The sequence below is a fragment of the Proteus sp. FZP2095 genome, from assembly GCF_023701425.1.
GTDB classification, from domain to species: Bacteria; Pseudomonadota; Gammaproteobacteria; order Enterobacterales; family Enterobacteriaceae; genus Proteus; species Proteus cibarius.
The window spans coordinates 108,205-125,403 of record NZ_JAMQBJ010000001.1 but is presented as its reverse complement, the minus strand read 5'-3'; the positions used below and the strand labels follow the sequence as shown (position 1 = coordinate 125,403).

Here is a 17,199-nt window from a genome sequence, read left to right as displayed (position 1 = left end):
CATCGAACAAACGACATTTTTGACTTAATCCCCCTTGTTTTGTCACTTATGTTTGGCGTTCTTGTCGATGATCCATATAATGATTGAAGTGCTAATTTTAAACTTATATTAAGAAAGTAATTATAGGAGTCTAAACTATGGCAGTAACTAAGCTTGTGCTAGTTCGACACGGTGAAAGTGTATGGAACAAAGAAAACCGTTTTACAGGCTGGACTGACGTTGAGCTGTCCGAAAAAGGCCGTAATGAAGCGCAAGAAGCAGGTAAACTGCTGAAAGCTGAAGGTTTCGTTTTTGACTATGCATATACTTCTGTTCTGAAACGCGCAATTCACACCCTGTGGAACATTCTTGATCAAGTTGATCAACAATGGCTGCCAGTTGAAAAATGCTGGAAATTAAACGAACGTCATTACGGTGCTCTGCAAGGCTTAAACAAAGCTGAAACTGCTGAAAAATACGGTGATGAGCAAGTTAAACAATGGCGTCGTGGTTTTGCTATCACTCCACCAGAATTAACTAAAGACGATGAACGTTTCCCAGGTAAAGATCCTCGTTATGCATCTTTAACCGCGGCAGAACTGCCATTAACAGAAAGCCTAGCATTAACTATCGACCGTGTAACACCATACTGGGAAGAAGTTATCAAACCACGTGTTGCTTCTGGTGAGAAAGTAATTATTGCAGCTCACGGTAACTCACTGCGTGCTCTGGTTAAATACCTAGACAACATGAGCGAAGATGAAATTCTTGAGCTGAATATCCCAACAGCTGTACCTTTAGTTTACGAATTTGATGAAAACATGAAACCAATCAAACGTTACTACTTAGGTAATGCTGACGAAATCGCAGCAAAAGCAGCCGCTGTTGCTAACCAAGGTAAAGCGAAGTAATTTTACTGTTATTTTGAGTTACATAAAAAAATGCCACTTTTTAAAGTGGCATTTTTATACTTTTAATTTAATTATTACGCTTTATTACGACGAGCGACAACTGCATCTGCTAATTGGCGTAACAGAGTTTCTGTATCATCCCAGCCAATACAAGCGTCAGTGATGCTTTTGCCGTAAACCAGAGGTTCACCACTTTCTAATGATTGATTACCTTCTTCTAAATGACTTTCAACCATAACACCAATTAATGCTTTTTCGCCTGCGCTAATTTGTTGGCAAATATCGGCACCAACTTCCATTTGTTTCTCAAATTTCTTGCAACTATTGGCGTGGCTGAAGTCAACCATCACATTTTGTGGTAAACCTGCTTTTTTAAGCCCTTCTTTTACCGCTGCAACATGTTCAGCGCTGTAATTTGGCTCTTTACCACCACGTAAAATAATATGGCAATCGCCATTACCCGCTGTGCGCACAATGGCTGAATGACCCCATTTGGTTACAGAAAGAAAACAGTGTGGCGATCCTGCGGCATTAATTGCATCAATAGCAACTTTAATAGTTCCATCTGTACCATTTTTAAAACCAACAGGACAAGATAAACCTGAAGATAACTCACGGTGTACCTGAGATTCAGTAGTACGAGCTCCAATAGCACCCCAACTCATTAAATCAGCAACGTATTGAGGTGTTATCATATCTAAAAACTCGCCAGCAGTTGGCAAGCCACTATCGTTGATAGTTAATAAAAGATTACGAGCGATACGCAAGCCTTCATTAATATCAAAGGTATGATCCATATGAGGATCATTAATTAAGCCTTTCCAGCCTACTGTTGTGCGTGGTTTTTCAAAATAAACACGCATAACAATTTCAAGTTTATCTTTAAGCTCTTCTCTAATGAGGCTTAAACGTTGCGCATACTCCAATGCAGCTTTCGGATCATGAATAGAACAAGGTCCAATTACCACTAATAGACGATCATCTTTTCCTGCTAGGATTTGATGAATAGCTTCACGGGCATGACGAACTGTAAAAGCCGCGTTATCAGTTGCTGGAAACTTTTCCAATAAAGCAACTGGCGGTAAGAGTTCATTAATTTGTGTTATTTTAAGGTCATCATTTTGATAATTCATTCCCGTGTATCCACTCTATGTTATCTAGTCAATGTTATTATTGCTTTTCCAATCTAACCATTCATTTTCTATCTGTAAACACCCTTTCAACCTAAAGCATCTATAGTCACCTTTCTAAAAATTTCAATATAAAGGGAAATAGCGCATTTAAGCGAAATAATGATTCAAAATTGCGGTAAAGATAAGAATAAAAACAACGAATAGTAAGGCTGGAGAGAAAGATAACTCTACCAGCCTTTTTTATTAGGAGAGATAATTATTTTTGCTAGAGCGTTTTGCTGTTTTGATCCACAAACGAGAACCATTGATAGCGATAGCCAGTAAAATGATATATTCAACAGACATTGCATAAACGCCCTGTTTGTAGAATATAACAATACTAATCACGTTAATAACTGACCAAACTAGCCAGTTTTCAACTAATTTCCGCGTCATTAAGATCATCGCCACAATGGAAAGAACCGTCATTGTAGAGTCCCAGAATGGGTAAGCATCAGGTTCAAGAACTGGTGTAGCTAAACTCGCACCAAAGACGTTTAATATATCAACAGCAACAACAGCTAAATAACCAAATACGGTATCAATATTAAAAGTAAGCGCAACGATAGCCACTATCGAAACAACGATTAAGAAGAGACGATGACTCGATTTTAACCAACGTATTCTCAGCGTAGCTTGCTCAAAGTCATTCACTCTGCTCCATGCATACCATCCATAAATATTAGCGGCAAAGAAAAATATTTGAAGGAGTAAGCTTGCATATAGCTGAATTTGGAAAAAAATAATGGCAAACAAGGTGACATTAATAAGTCCAAATAAATAGTTGATAATTTTTTCCTGGCTTGCAAGCCAAATACACAATAGACCAGCGATGGTGCCAACAGCTTCAATCCATGAGAGTGGATATCCACCATCTCCGAGTGGGATATTGACTAAAATATTATTGATACTAAACCAACTCATCACATCCATTTTACAACCCCGACTTAATCATAGAAAAAACAAAGAAAATATGGGTTATTGCGACATCTTTGCAAAGTAGTAAAGATATATTATAAATTCATATTTATAATGGTACTTAGTTTCTAATATTAAACATTGTGCTTCTTATTTAGAAAAACAACAAACAAATGTTTTATATACTAAACAAAATATTCTAATTTTACTTTTTAAACAATAAAAACGACAAATAACTTTATTACATTTTACTTATTAGAGAGAAATATGGAGCCAACAACACGTTTAATCGATCGCATGCTATCTTTTGCACTCCTTGATCCTAGAATTGAAGCGGTAGTACTAACAGGATCGTTAGGACGCAATAGAAAGATAGACAGTTATTCTGATATTGATATAGAGCTTATCGGTTATGGTGCGACAGAGCTCGCAAAAAACCAACATTGGTTATCACAATTCGGTGATGCTCTTGTCAGCTTACAGTTGGAGTGTGAAGATCCCAAAAGTAAGTTTTGGCCTATTTATTTACATGTTTTAGCTCAAGGTCGCAAAATAGACATTATGATGGCAGAGCCTGAGCGTATTTTTAACATGAAAACTGAAGGACTTAGCCCAGTTTACCAGCGTGGATATCAAATCTTACTTGATAAAACGAGTTTATGTGACGGGCTTCCTGAAATTGGCACTATAACGCCCCCTACGCTTTCAAAAGAGCAAGCATGTAATAATGCTCAAGAATTCTGGTTTGAGGCGACACAAGTCGCTATAGCCATTCTACGCCATGAATTTTGGTCTGCAAATTATCGTATACATGATATGCGTGAATGGCTGATGGAGTTACTTGAACAAGTTGCGTTACACAATGCGCCAACACAAGATGTGTGGTATCAAGGGAAAAACTTAAAAGAATGGCTACCTAAATTTTATTCATTACGATCATTGGAAAGCACTCTTGCAATGAGTACCCCCTATGAATCAGCAGCAACACTTTCGATTATGATGGCATTTTTTCTTGATGCATCGAAACGCCTCAATCACCCTATTGATACAGCAATAAAAACGCAAGAATTGGTCAGTGATTGGTTAATCGATAATGAATTTTTGACTGAAAATGAATACACCCAAATCACGTCATCAATTATTTGTCATTACTGATTTGAATGTCATTTTAGATTAAGGCTAGGTAGTTTTTTCCATTTTGAGAAAACTATCTTCACTACTTAATAAAGCGATAAATTGCACTATCAAGAAACGAAAAGGTAACTAAGTGTTTGTTTAGTATTTATGAAATAATAGTTTAGGGAATGATAGATATACAGGAGAGGTTTGAAATGGTGGGTCGTGGGCGATTCGAACGCCCGACCAATTGATTAAAAGTCAACTGCTCTACCGACTGAGCTAACGACCCATTTCAATAAAAACGGATTGGTATTCGAAAATGGTGGGTCGTGGGCGATTCGAACGCCCGACCAATTGATTAAAAGTCAACTGCTCTACCGACTGAGCTAACGACCCTTTTTCGAACTCGGCCACATTCTCTGTGGCAACGGCGGGTAATAATACTGATTTAATGTTTTTGTGCAACGTTTTTTTTCAAAAAAAAGTTCAACAGTTGAAAAAACAATCATTTAACCCCGAAAATGCAACATTTTACATTACGGGGTCAATAATTAGAGTGTTCCTAGCTGCTTTTGCGCTAACTTAGCGCCAGCGCTATTTGGATATTGCTTAATCACTTGTTGGTAAACAGCTTTAGCATTATCCTTTTGCCCTTTCTCTTGCATGATCAAACCTATTTTATAAAAGGCTTCACTTGCTTTTTGAGATTTTGGATAGTTTTTAACAACGATAGCAAACGTGCTTGCCGCCTGATCCTTATTACCTTTTAGATAATACATCTGACCCAACCAAAATTGTGCATTTGATTGATAGCTAGACTTTGGATAGTTATTGATAAAGTTGTTTAATTCAACAATTGCCTTATCGTAATCTTTAGAATTCAATACAATATCAATTGCTGCATTATAATCGGTCTTCTCATCACCTTTTCCTGAGTTAGTTGCAGCAGGAGATGTTGAAGAAGCAGTATTATCAGGTTGAGTGGCTTCTGTTGATGTTGAAGCTCCGCCACCAAGGCTATCTAATTGTTGATAGATATTGCGTTGGCGTTCAACAACTTGATTTAACTGGTATTGATTTTCCTGAATTTGACCACGTAACATATCAATATCACGCTGAGAATCAGCGAGTTGTTGCTGTAATTGGGTCAAAAGCTGGCTGTGAGCATTTGAAAAACGCTCAAGTTGGGCGAGTCGTTCATCGGTCGAACCCGAACCGATATTACTGATTGGCGCTTGGGCAATAGCGGCTACAGGAGCCGCTACGCCAACCAGTAACAACAGACTCATCAAGAAAGGTCTGAAGTTACTGTTGTTCATGCCGTTCTCTTAGTAATCCAGTACTGCACGACGGTTTTTCGCGTAAGCGGCTTCGTCATGACCCAGTACAGCTGGTTTTTCTTTACCGTAAGAAACGATTGACAGTTGATCAGCTGATACGCCTTTACCTTGCAGGTACATTTTCACAGCGTTAGCACGACGTTCGCCCAGAGCGATGTTGTATTCTGGAGTACCGCGTTCGTCAGCATGACCTTCTACAGTGATACGTACTGATGGATTTGCACGCAGGAATGCAGCGTGTGCGTCTAACAGGTTAGCGTAGTCTGAGCTAATGTCATATTTGTCGAAACCGAAGTAAACGATGTTTTGTTGTTTCAGTTGTTCTAATTGCTGACGTGCTAATTCTTCAGCAGTAGGACCTTGTTCAACAACTGGTACATTGTTTGTATCAGCTTGATCGTCGTTTTTGTTTGAGCTACATGCTGCAACAGCAACGAGTGGTAATGCTAACATCAACCCTTTAAACACTTTGTTTAATTGCATCTCTATTTGTTCCTTTATTTGTTTGCCATACATAATTTTTATGCATCACATAAACGGTGACCAGGCAGGTGCTTTAACCTGACCATCAGTCGCCGGAAGACGCGCTTTGAAACGTCCATCAGTCGATACTAGCTGCAAAATGGTGCCTAAGCCTTGTGTAGAGCTATAAATAACCATTGTGCCGTTAGGCGCGATGCTTGGCGTTTCATCCAGAAACGTATCTGTTAGATATTGTACGGAATTCGTTTCCAGATCCTGCTTAGCGATATGTTGCCTACCGCTTTCAGAACTCACCATAACTAAGAAACTACCATCTGGGCTTACTGCTGGGTTCTGGTTTTGTTTACCTTCCCAAGTAATACGCTCTGGTGTTCCACCGTTAATATTAACCTTATAAATCTGAGGATTTCCACCTTGATCTGAAGTATAGACCAAAGTTTGTCCATCTGGCATCCAAGTTGGCTCGGTATTATTACTTCTGCCATTGGTTACCTGAGTCATATTCCCACTCGCTAAATCCATAACATACAGATTTAAGCTACCGCTCTTAGAAAGAGCAAATGCAAGTTTAGAACCATCAGGTGAAAACGAAGGTGCACCATTATGTCTTGGGAATGATGCAATTTGGCGAATTTCACCTGTTGCTAATGTTTGTACTACTAAAGCAGATTGACCGCTTTCAAAGGTCACATATGCAAGTTTAGCACCATCTGGCGACCATGCTGGTGACATTAATGGCTGTGATGAACGATAAACACGATCTTGGTTAAATCCATCATAATCTGAAACGCGCAATTCATAAGGATATGCGCCACCATTTGTCACAACAACATAAGCAATACGTGTACGGAATGCACCACGAATACCAGTCAGTTTTTCAAACACTTCATCACTAGCAGTATGTGCAGAGTAACGTAACCATTTAGATGGCACTTTAAACTCACTTTGAGATAAAACTGCACCCGGTGAGCCAGCAACATCCACTAACTGATAGCTAACTAAATATTGACCATCCGCTGATGGTTGCACACGTCCCACAACAACAGAATCAATGCCTAATGCCGTCCAAAGTGCAGGCTGGACTTCAGAAGCAGTAACCGGTTGTTGAGGTATACGAGATACATCAATCGGATTGAATTTTCCGCTATTTCGTAAATCAGCTGCAATGATACCAGCAACATCTTCTGGCATTTGACCAGTACCTTCCCATTTAAAAGGAACGACACCGATAGGGCGAGCAGTATTCACCCCTTGTGTAATTTCAATTCGAACCTCAGCGTTGGCCAGAGTGGTTACGCATAAAATTAAAAGTCCGAAAATAACATTTAATGCCTGCTTCATCATGTCTCCCTTTTATTATTGCGGTTATTACGCAATAACGCACAGAATAGTAACAAACGCTTTTCAACAACACCATACAACGCATCAATAACATTCTAAAATAGCTATAAATTAGTGTATGTTTTCCTACTATCAGACAGTTTTATGGCTTAAACTCAATTGTCGGTGATTTTACTTTCTCGTAAATATCCTTTGGTGGCTTAGGTAATGTTGCCATTTTAGCCGCTTGTAATGCGACTTGGCATAAAGCCGGATCTCCACCTACCGCTTTCGCGCTTACCAACATTCCGTCTGGTGCAATACTTATTTTAAGATCACACTTACGACCTTTGTATAAATCAGAATCAAAAAACTTCTGCTCAATAGCAATTTTCACTTGCCCTGTATAGCGATCAATACCAGCATCATTTGCACCAGTGCGATTTCCACCACCTTGCCCTGCAGCTGATGCTCCGCTTTGTTTATTGCCATCAGCCATTAAACCATCAAGCAAACTATCGACGGCTTTACTCTGTTGCTGGGCTGCTGCTTTGGCTTTAGCTTCCGCAGCAGCTTTAGCTTTTGCCTCTGCTGCGGCTTTTGCTTTAGCATCCGCTTCAGCTTTCGCTTTTGCATCGGCCTCTGCTTTAGCTTTAGCATCTGCCTCGGCTTTAGCTTTCGCCTCTTCCGCTTTTTGTTTTGCTGCTAACTCAGCTTGTTTTTTTGCTTCGGCTTCAGCTTGTTGTTTAGCATCCGCTTGTTCTTTTAAGATGCGATCACGCTCTGCTTTCGCTTGCGCAGCCGCTTCTTCTGCAACTTTTTGTTCTTCTTTTGCTTTTGCAGCGGCTAATGCAGCTTCACGTTTTTGAGCTTCTGCCGCCTCTTTAGCTTGTAAACGTTCAACTTCTAACGTTTTCAAACGCTCTTGTTCTTTTATTTGCTGCTGGCGCAACTCTTCTTCTTGTTGCTCTGCACGCTCTTTACGCTCTTGCTCGGCTTTTTGGACGTTAGCTTGTTGTGCTTTCTGCTGATTATACTGTTGTACCACAGCATTAGGATCGACCATAATAGCATCAATAACTTGCCCGTCTTCTCCACCGCCACCACCTAAATCCCATTTCTGAGTTAATGACCCCCAGATAAGCAATGCGATAACGAGTAAATGCAAGGCGGTAGACAAGATAACTGAACCGCTCAATTTACTTCGGATTGGTTTCGTCTTCTTTCCCACGCTATCATCCAAACTTATTTCAACCTAATTACATAGGCTGAGTCATTAAACCTACAGATTTAACACCTGCTTGACGTAACATGTTGAGTGCTTTAATTATCTCATCATAAGGAACATCTTTAGCACCGCCAATAAGAAATACAACTTTCGGATTTTTTTCCAATTGTCGTTTGGCTTCAGCCATAATCTGTTCTTGTGGTAATAATTCTAATACTTCCTGATCAACACGAATGTTGTATTGCCCAACACCTGCAACTTCGACAATTACAGGAGGGTTATCGCTACTTGAAACAGTTTGTGTCTCTGTTGCTTCAGGAAGATCAACCTCAACACTTTGCGAGATAATAGGTGCTGTTGCCATAAAAATAAGTAACAGCACTAATAATACGTCTAGCAAAGGAACAATGTTAATCTCTGATTTTACGCCTCGGCGGCTACTGCGACCCCGTGCCATCAGCTCTCTCCTTCTGCGTTAACTATTTCTTTTCTGCGGAGGCAAAAGCTTGGCGATGTAAAATCGTCAGGAACTCTTCCATAAAGTTATCGTAACTTTGTTCCAGTTTATTTACACGCTGCGTAAACCGGTTATAAGCCATAACTGCGGGGATTGCCGCAAATAAACCGATAGCTGTTGCAATTAGAGCTTCAGCAATGCCGGGGGCGACCATTTGTAATGTTGCTTGTTTAACGCTACCTAATGCAATAAATGCGTGCATGATCCCCCAAACTGTACCGAACAGACCAATATATGGACTGATAGAACCAACAGTACCAAGGAAAGGAATATGATTTTCTAAAGATTCTAATTCACGATTGAAAGAGACACGCATTGCCCTTGATGCACCATTAACAACCGCATCAGGTGCATGAACGCTTGCTTGATGCAAACGCGCAAACTCTTTAAAGCCAGAATGAAAAATTTGCTCTGAGCCAGATAACTCATCACGACGAGCTTGGCTATCTTTATATAAACGAGCCAAATCAGTACCTGACCAGAATTTATCTTCAAAATCTGCAGCTTCACGATCGGCGGCATTCAGAACTTTAGTTCGCTGAATAATAATCGCCCAAGATGCAATAGAAAATCCGATTAAAAGCAACATGATCAACTTGACTAAAAGCCCTGCTTTTAGAAAGAGATCGATAACATTCATGTCAGCCACTACTTAAACTCCGCGATAATGGACTTAGGAAGCGCTACTGGCTTCATTTTTGATGAATCTACGCAGACAACAAGCACTTCTGCGCTACACAATACACAACCATCTTCATTAATAATCTTTTGAGAAAATATCATTGAAGCACCACGCAATGTGGTAATTTCACTTTCTATTTGCAAAAGATTATCAAGTCGAGCTGGCGCAATATATTCTATTGATAATTTACGTACAACAAATACAACATGATCATACTCCCGTAAATCATGCTGATGAAAACCTTTTTCTCTGAGTAGTTCAGTTCTAGCACGTTCAAAATACTTCAGATAACTGGCGTGATAAACAACACCACCGGCATCAGTATCTTCATAATAAACACGAACAGGCCAAAGAAACTGCATATTACCTCCTTTACATTTCCCGAGTTAAGTCCATAAATAATGTAGTTATAAGTTACCTAACTATACTTAAGAGGTCGCTCTAAGGGAATCATAGTAACGTAAAGAATAGAAAACACAGTTTTCAGGCGCCAATCATAAACTCTTCTTTGCAACACGCAATATGCTTTGTGCTCTGAATAGAAAAAATATTTTTATTAAGACAGCATAAAAATGCTTGCTAATTAGAAATTCATAGATTGTCTTATTTAGTAGTATTATTTTTAATGGCAGAAAAAACCAGTTAAAAAACTGGTTTTTCATATAAATCAATCAATTATTTGAGATTGGTGTTTCATGAAGATAGTGCCACTGCCAACACTCATCATGAGAATTGCGTCTCAATAATGCCACAGATTCGCGTATAAGAATTTTCTTATTTTCACTGTGTGTTTCTTGATATCTGACAAGCGCCAAACAATCGGACTGGTAAATTATTTTATAATTGTCTGTTTTTATTTTCAGGCCACTTCTTTTTCCTGCATTTTGTCTGAACATTGCGATAACATCATCATAACTCACTACTTTTCCACTGATCCCTACCATTGAAAACTCTTGAGATAAAAGATTTTCTATTTTTGTAATAGCATCGACTGATAGGGGATATTGCGTAAAAACCATTTCAATCTCGTCATGCAAAGATTTAATGCTTTCTATAATTGAGTCAATATTAATATTCATCTTGTATTTCCTGCGTAATAACTTTTTTCTTTAATGTAAATAATAAAATAAGAGGTAATATGCCTATTAATGCGCATATTAAAAAAGTCATGCTATAAGCTGTTTGTGGTAAATAAAAAAGAGAAAGAATATTAAATAACATAGCAACCATAGTTGCCCCGACACTAAAAACAACCTGTCTATTAATATTCCAAATAACACTTGCTTGAACTAATTTTTGTGCACCAAAATCATACAACGCCGTGGTTTGTGCGGTGTTAGCGCCAATCCCGCCCCCCATACCAATAATTAGATAAGCAATAATAAGTAATAGTATATCGCTACTACTATTTATAAATATTAATAAAGAAATACCAATGCTATGTAATAGCAATGCAATAATAAATAAGCGTTTCATTCCTAATTTATTATAAAGCGCACCACTTATTGTCATTGAAATAAAAGCACCCAGTGCATACAACAACATAAAAACACCCGTACCTTGACCTGTAAATTTTAAATATTGTTGTAAATAAAAAATAGCGAGAATATTTACTCCAGTAAAAACACCGGGAATACAGTAATAAATAAAAATAGAGAGTGATAGATTTCTATTTTTTAATAATGCTAAATTAATAACCGGTGATGAATGGTGTCGATAATGGTAATAATAAAGTACAGCAAAAATTATTGAGAATACGGCAATCACTAAAGCAAATAATGTTGAGTGGTATTCACCATAAGCAGATAACGCGAACAATCCAGATACAATGATCAGACTAATAAGAATGATACCTTTAATATCAGGCATAGCATTTTCTTTAGGTAAAGGCTCTTTTACCCAGATAAAAGCTAGAAATGCGGTTAACAATGAGAATGGAATATTGCTATAAAAAACCCAACGCCACGAAACAACATCAACAATAAATCCGCCTAATGTTGGCGATATTGCAGGTGCAATTAAAGCTATTGCCATAATTAGCGTAGAGATTTTACTTCTCTCATATCCTTGAAAATATTGAAAGGTTAATGCTTGCCCTATTGGGATTAACAATCCACCACTCACGCCTTGAATAAAACGCCAAAAAATAAGTTCACTAAAAGAGTGGGAGTATCCCACTAATGCAACGGATAGACTAAACATCAACATTGACGTTACCATCAATGCTTTAATTCCAAAACGTTGGGATAACCAGTGGCTCAATGGAATAATTAACGTTAATCCCAAAATATAACTATTTGAAACCCATGTAACAGAAACGATAGAGATCTGCATATCATCGGCAATTGCAGGTAATGCAATGGCTGACATAAAAATATTAATACAATCTATAAAGAAGCCCAGCAGAAATATAGATGCAATTCGATAGCGGTAAGTCATAAAAATCCTCCGCGCATAGAGTACGGAAGATTGACGAATTTCGTCTATCTGACAAAATAGAATTTATTGTTTAATCAGAGTAAACAATCATGCAAAACCAAATTGATCGAATTCGCTCTTTTATTGCGGTTGTTGACACCGGATCATTTACTCAAGCAGCAAAATATTTACGCCTAAGTAAATCGATGGTAAGTATTCATATCAAAGCATTAGAAACAGAATTGGATTCGTCATTACTCAATCGTAATACGCGACGATTCTCACTCACTGAAACAGGTGAAATGCTTTATCAAGATTTCCGCCTCGTGTTAAGTCAGTTAGAACAAACATTGGATAAGGCACGATTAGGACATCAAGAATTACAGGGATCGTTGCGGCTAAGTTCGACTGCGGAATTTGGTGAACACTATATTTTGCCGTTACTTAATCAATTTATGCAATTACATCCAAAGCTAAAAGTGCAGTATGCGTTTAATTCTTCCATTGAGGACTTAATAAATCATAAACTTGATCTCGTGATCCGCCTTGGCACATTAAAAGACAGCAATTACCGATCTACAAAACTGGCTGATTATGAGATAAATTTGGTTATCTCTCCTGATTTATTGCAGAAGTTCTCAATAAAAACTATCGACGACTTGAGCGCTATTCCTTATTTAGCAAATAGTAATTTACGTCAAAGTAAGCTTTCATCATCTTCCGAATTTAATACCCTACTCTCTCAGTTAGCTCAAGATGCTTATTTTGAGACCAATACCATTGTGGCATTAAAAAAAATGGTACTCGCACACTCTGGGATGACTATTTTGCCACATTGGTACATTCAACAAGAGTTATTAGAAAAAAAATTAGTTGTACTATTTCCTGATGTTTCCCTGTTAACACAATCCGTTAATATTATTTTCCCTTATAGCGAATATATTCCAAGAAAAACACGTCTCTTTATTGATTACTTAAAAGAAAATATCCAGCTATAACGCTAGATGCGAGAGGGAATTTAGAAGAAATAGTTAGGAGATAAAATACCTTATTTCTTTCTCATACACTGAGCAGAAATAAGGTATTTTCTTAGAAGAAAAAGTAACTTAGCCCAACAACTAAAATAATAATTGCAGGGATTGGATGTAATAAACATTTTGCGACAACATGTCTAGGGCGAAATGCTAAACCAAAAGTTGCACCAGCACACACAGACCAAATAAGAAGGATCCCTTGCCAAATTGCTAGTGAACTGGTGTTCGCTGCAAATCGGCTAGGATCCCACATGACACAAAATGCCATTACCAACGCCATGATTAAAACAAGAGCCCTAATAGGGCCCTTGTCTAGTAGTTGGTAGCTTTTATCCAACATTATTCTTCACTTTCTGAAGTTTTTTTCGCTTCAGCGTGCTCGAAAGCCAGTCCTGCGATCACCGCAATACTACAAGCGAAGAGCGTTCCGAGAAGCCATGCAAAATACCACATTCTCTATGCTCCTTAGTACAGAGTATGATTATTGCCTTCGATAAATTTCTTATCGAGGCGACCATGCATTTTCCAGTAACACCAGATGGTGTAAAGGAGAACGATAGGTACGAAGATAATCGCAACAACTGTCATTACCTGAAGAGTAAACAGGCTAGAAGTTGCATCCCACATTGTTAAGCTCACATCTGGGAAAGTGCTTGAAGGCATCACAAATGGGAACATAGTCACACCACAAGTCAGGATAACACAAGCAATTGTCAGTGAAGTGAACAGGAATGCCCAACCACCTTTATTTGCTTTAGTTGCAACAATCGCCAGTAAAGGACATAACAGACCTAATGCAGGCAGAGCCCATAATACTGGATAGTTGTTGTAGTTATTCATCCAAGCACCAGCTTCGTGAGAAACTGTTTTCAGCAGTGGAGATGAAGGACCTGCGGTATCAATAGCACTTGTAATAACGAAACCATCAATACCATAAATTAACCACACGCCTGCTAATGCAAAAGCAACGAAAGTGATTAAAGAGGTAATGTAAGTTGCTTTACGAGTACGCTCATGTAACTCACCAGTAGTACGCATTTGAAGATAGCTTGCACCATGTGCAACGATCATCATTAAACTAATAACACCTGCGAGTAAGCCGTATGGGTTTAATAGACTTAACAGATTAATCAGCGCATTAGTCGTACCGTTATAAGATACACGTTGCATACTATCGACTTCTAATGGAACACCTTGTAACAGGTTACCAAAAGCAACACCGATAACTAATGGTGGAACGAAGCTACCAATAAAGATACCCCAATCCCACATGCCACGCCATTTTGGTGATTCTAATTTAGAACGGTAGTCAAAACCTACTGGGCGGAAGAATAATGCCGCCAGTACGAAGATCATACCGAAATAGAAACCTGAGAATGCCGCGGCATAAACCATTGGCCATGCAGCGAATAATGCACCACCTGCTGTGATTAACCATACTTGGTTACCATCCCAGTGAGGTGCAACAGAGTTAATTAAAATACGGCGTTCAGTGTCATCTTTCGCGATAACGCGTAGTAACACACCAACACCCATATCAAAACCATCGGTGACCGCAAATCCGATCAGTAAGATACCAACCAGTAGCCACCAAACAAACCGCAATACTTCATAATCAAACATAGTGGACTCCTGTGTTACTTACTTTGAGAAGAAGCTGTCTTCTGTTCAAAGTGATAGCGACCCGTCTTCAGGCTACTCGGCCCAAGGCGACCAAATTTGAACATCAGGAACATTTCAGCAACTAGGAACAGTGTGTACAGACCACAGATAAGACCCATAGATACTAGGATATCAGCCTGTGTCAGTGAAGAAGTTGCTACAGCCGTAGGCAGGATTTCACCAATCGCCCATGGTTGACGTCCATATTCTGCAACAAACCAACCTGCTTCAACTGCAATCCACGGTAATGGAATACTAAACAGAGCAGCACGTAGTAACCATTTATAGTTACCAATACGGTTAGACAGAACTGTCCAGAAGGAAATCGCAACAACCAGTAACATCAGGAAGCCTGCGGCAACCATGATACGGAATGACCAGAATAGTGGTGCGACATTAGGAATAGTGTCTTTTGCAGCAGATTTGATTTGTTCTTCTGTTGCATCGACAACATTTTCAGTATAACGCTTCAGTAGTAAGCCGTAGCCTAAATCTTGTTTAGCGTCATTAAATGCAGCACGAATAGCAGGATCAGTATTACCTGCGCGTAATTCGCTTAATAATTCGTAAGCTTTCATACCGTTACGAATACGAACTTCATGCTGACCCATCAGATCATTAAGACCTAATACAGGCGTATCGAAAGAACGTGTTGCAATAATACCCATGACATAAGGGATTTGTAATGCAAACGAGTTTTCCATTTTTTCTTGGTTAGGGAATGCAATCAGATTAAATGCAGCTGGAGCTGCTTCTGTATGCCATTCACCTTCAATTGCAGCCAGTTTGGTTTTCTGTACGTCACCCATTTCGTAACCAGATTCATCACCCAGTACGATAACAGATAATACAGCAGCGATACCAAAAGTAGCAGCAACTGCGAAAGAACGTTTTGCAAAACCGATATCACGACCTTTGAGCAGGTAGTAAGAGCTGATACCCAGAACAAAGAATGCACCAGTACAGTAACCAGCAGCAACGGTGTGAACAAATTTAACTTGAGCGACAGGGTTTAAAACCAGATCAGCAAAACTCAACATTTCCATTCGCATGGTTTCAAAGTTAAAGTCTGCAGCGACAGGGTTTTGCATCCAACCATTCGCAACAAGGATCCACAGAGCAGAGAAGTTAGAACCGAAAGCAACTAACCAAGTTACCATCAAGTGCTGCTTCTTACCTAAGCGATCCCAGCCAAAGAAGAACAATCCAACGAAAGTTGATTCTAAGAAGAACGCCATCAGACCTTCGATTGCTAAAGGCGCACCGAAGATATCACCGACGTAATGAGAGAAATATGACCAGTTAGTACCAAATTGGAACTCCATGGTCAACCCAGTTGCGACACCCAGAGCAAAGTTAATACCAAATAACTTACCCCAGAACTTTGTCATATCTTTGTAAACTTGTTTACCCGACAGAACATATATCGTTTCCATGATTGCCAGCATAAACGCCATACCCAGCGTTAATGGGACAAACAGGAAGTGATACATTGCTGTTAAGGCAAACTGTAACCGTGACAGTTCGACAATATCAAACATCTTGACTCCTTGCTCCTAGCAGGAAGACACCGACTTGCGGCAACCCGACTTTATTAAATTATAAAGCCTCATAACTACCAGCAATAAATGCCTCTAAAAACAACAACGAATATTAAAGACCAAAAACACAATACCTTACAAATAGTACGCTTATATTTACATATAATAAATATATTTTGCGTGACCCAGATTTGAATTCTGAGCTTAGGTCAACAATACGACTTTTAGGTTTGTAACAGCATATTTGATCGTGTGCCAATTTAAGCATATTCAGAAATTTTTGCCACAATTAATAACTTGACCCACATCAAAAAACACTTTAATGTTAACTAGTTGCGAATAAATTACCCAATAGTTATCATTGTGTTAATGCAATGTTGTTTTTATTTTTAAGTGTAATTTACCTCCTTATATTTTCCATAATAAAATTAACTTTTTATTTTCATAAAAGACTTAAAAATAAACACTTTTAATTGTGTTTTATTAATTTTAATATCAATTCCATTTTTTTGCAGGTAAATAATAAATATTTTAAAAAAATAATCTATTAATTAATAAGTTGAAATTTACAAAAATGTAAATATAAAAAAAATCACTCTATTATTTTATCTAATAAATATATATAAAAAGTCCAATCTTGATTATCAATTTTTAATATTATTTATTTTTTAGTTTCTCTTTTATTCTAGATAAATGAAATGCAATAAATCTGTACTTAACAAATAGAACGTAAAACTGCTATTAATGTGAAAAAATAAAATATTATTATAATCAATAAGATAATAAACAAAAGCAAGTCATTCATTTAAAGATAGCAAGAAAAAATAAAAAAATCTTTCATTGTGTTTTCGTATTCAAACAAAGTGATTTTCAAG

At 38.2% G+C, this 17,199-nt stretch carries 18 protein-coding genes and 2 tRNA genes; 3 read left to right on the top strand and 17 right to left on the bottom strand.

From position 1 onward, the window contains the following. Positions 1 to 137: 137 nt before the first annotated feature. A complete protein-coding gene (gpmA, locus tag NBG71_RS00595; protein ID WP_036938379.1) occupies positions 138 to 890 on the top strand; it encodes a 2,3-diphosphoglycerate-dependent phosphoglycerate mutase in 753 nt (250 codons plus the stop codon). A gap of 74 nt (positions 891 to 964) precedes the next feature. On the opposite strand, the gene aroG is transcribed toward gpmA, so the two are convergent. Next, on the bottom strand, positions 965 to 2,023 hold the full coding sequence (gene aroG, locus NBG71_RS00590; protein ID WP_075672732.1) for a 3-deoxy-7-phosphoheptulonate synthase AroG: 1,059 nt from the start codon (positions 2,021 to 2,023) through the stop codon (positions 965 to 967). Between the two features lie 243 nt (positions 2,024 to 2,266). Then, positions 2,267 to 2,995, bottom strand: a complete 729-nt coding sequence (gene pnuC, locus NBG71_RS00585; RefSeq protein ID WP_083629089.1) for a nicotinamide riboside transporter PnuC — start codon at positions 2,993 to 2,995, stop codon at positions 2,267 to 2,269. A gap of 252 nt (positions 2,996 to 3,247) precedes the next feature. On the opposite strand from pnuC, the gene NBG71_RS00580 reads away from it, so the two are divergent. After that, a complete protein-coding gene (locus NBG71_RS00580) occupies positions 3,248 to 4,135 on the top strand; it encodes an aminoglycoside 6-adenylyltransferase (RefSeq protein WP_075672731.1) in 888 nt (295 codons plus the stop codon). A gap of 177 nt (positions 4,136 to 4,312) precedes the next feature. Here NBG71_RS00580 and NBG71_RS00575 read toward each other — a convergent pair. From NBG71_RS00575 to NBG71_RS00525, 11 genes are all read right to left on the bottom strand, one after another. Then, positions 4,313 to 4,388 (bottom strand) — tRNA-Lys (locus NBG71_RS00575). 31 nt (positions 4,389 to 4,419) lie between these two features. Further along, a tRNA-Lys gene (locus NBG71_RS00570) sits at positions 4,420 to 4,495 on the bottom strand. Positions 4,496 to 4,650: 155 nt separating this feature from the next. After that, on the bottom strand, positions 4,651 to 5,418 hold the full coding sequence (gene cpoB, locus NBG71_RS00565; RefSeq protein WP_156733112.1) for a cell division protein CpoB: 768 nt from the start codon (positions 5,416 to 5,418) through the stop codon (positions 4,651 to 4,653). A 9-nt stretch (positions 5,419 to 5,427) separates the two neighbouring features. Continuing rightward, positions 5,428 to 5,922 (bottom strand): peptidoglycan-associated lipoprotein Pal, encoded by a 495-nt coding sequence (pal, locus tag NBG71_RS00560; protein ID WP_075672729.1) that lies wholly within the window; start codon positions 5,920 to 5,922, stop codon positions 5,428 to 5,430. A 45-nt stretch (positions 5,923 to 5,967) separates the two neighbouring features. Continuing rightward, positions 5,968 to 7,263: a Tol-Pal system beta propeller repeat protein TolB gene (gene tolB, locus NBG71_RS00555; RefSeq protein WP_075672728.1), complete on the bottom strand. Its 1,296-nt coding sequence runs from the start codon at positions 7,261 to 7,263 to the stop codon at positions 5,968 to 5,970. A gap of 142 nt (positions 7,264 to 7,405) precedes the next feature. Next, entirely contained in the window at positions 7,406 to 8,473 is a 1,068-nt protein-coding gene (tolA, locus tag NBG71_RS00550; protein WP_075672727.1) for a cell envelope integrity protein TolA, read from the bottom strand. Between the two features lie 28 nt (positions 8,474 to 8,501). Beyond that, on the bottom strand, positions 8,502 to 8,927 hold the full coding sequence (gene tolR, locus NBG71_RS00545) for a colicin uptake protein TolR (RefSeq protein WP_023581195.1): 426 nt from the start codon (positions 8,925 to 8,927) through the stop codon (positions 8,502 to 8,504). A gap of 22 nt (positions 8,928 to 8,949) precedes the next feature. After that, the gene (gene tolQ, locus NBG71_RS00540) at positions 8,950 to 9,636 is read right to left on the bottom strand and encodes a Tol-Pal system protein TolQ (RefSeq protein ID WP_075672726.1); all 687 of its coding nucleotides are present in this window, start codon (positions 9,634 to 9,636) and stop codon (positions 8,950 to 8,952) included. After that, the gene (ybgC, locus tag NBG71_RS00535) at positions 9,636 to 10,031 is read right to left on the bottom strand and encodes a tol-pal system-associated acyl-CoA thioesterase (protein WP_250916449.1); all 396 of its coding nucleotides are present in this window, start codon (positions 10,029 to 10,031) and stop codon (positions 9,636 to 9,638) included. Before ybgC ends, tolQ begins: the two co-directional genes overlap by 1 nt. Before the next feature lie 309 nt (positions 10,032 to 10,340). After that, entirely contained in the window at positions 10,341 to 10,748 is a 408-nt protein-coding gene (locus NBG71_RS00530; RefSeq protein WP_099659818.1) for a DUF4440 domain-containing protein, read from the bottom strand. Continuing rightward, the gene (locus NBG71_RS00525; protein ID WP_171455273.1) at positions 10,738 to 12,108 is read right to left on the bottom strand and encodes an MFS transporter; all 1,371 of its coding nucleotides are present in this window, start codon (positions 12,106 to 12,108) and stop codon (positions 10,738 to 10,740) included. The genes NBG71_RS00530 and NBG71_RS00525 overlap by 11 nt, the downstream gene beginning before the upstream one ends. 89 nt (positions 12,109 to 12,197) lie before the next feature. On the opposite strand from NBG71_RS00525, the gene NBG71_RS00520 reads away from it, so the two are divergent. Beyond that, positions 12,198 to 13,085 carry a LysR family transcriptional regulator gene (locus NBG71_RS00520; RefSeq protein ID WP_156733110.1) on the top strand — a complete coding sequence of 296 codons (888 nt, stop codon included), beginning with the start codon at positions 12,198 to 12,200 and terminating at the stop codon, positions 13,083 to 13,085. 91 nt (positions 13,086 to 13,176) lie between these two features. On the opposite strand, the gene ybgE is transcribed toward NBG71_RS00520, so the two are convergent. Genes ybgE through cydA form a run of 4 tightly spaced genes read right to left on the bottom strand, consistent with a single transcriptional unit; the run spans position 13,177 to position 16,324 of the window. Next, a complete protein-coding gene (ybgE, locus tag NBG71_RS00515) occupies positions 13,177 to 13,461 on the bottom strand; it encodes a cyd operon protein YbgE (RefSeq protein ID WP_156733109.1) in 285 nt (94 codons plus the stop codon). Beyond that, entirely contained in the window at positions 13,461 to 13,574 is a 114-nt protein-coding gene (gene cydX, locus NBG71_RS00510) for a cytochrome bd-I oxidase subunit CydX (protein WP_066751769.1), read from the bottom strand. Before cydX ends, ybgE begins: the two co-directional genes overlap by 1 nt. A gap of 12 nt (positions 13,575 to 13,586) precedes the next feature. After that, positions 13,587 to 14,744, bottom strand: coding sequence for a cytochrome d ubiquinol oxidase subunit II (gene cydB / locus NBG71_RS00505; protein WP_075672721.1), 1,158 nt, complete (start codon positions 14,742 to 14,744; stop codon positions 13,587 to 13,589). A gap of 14 nt (positions 14,745 to 14,758) precedes the next feature. Next, on the bottom strand, positions 14,759 to 16,324 hold the full coding sequence (gene cydA, locus NBG71_RS00500) for a cytochrome ubiquinol oxidase subunit I (RefSeq protein WP_075672720.1): 1,566 nt from the start codon (positions 16,322 to 16,324) through the stop codon (positions 14,759 to 14,761). Positions 16,325 to 17,199: the final 875 nt, after the last annotated feature.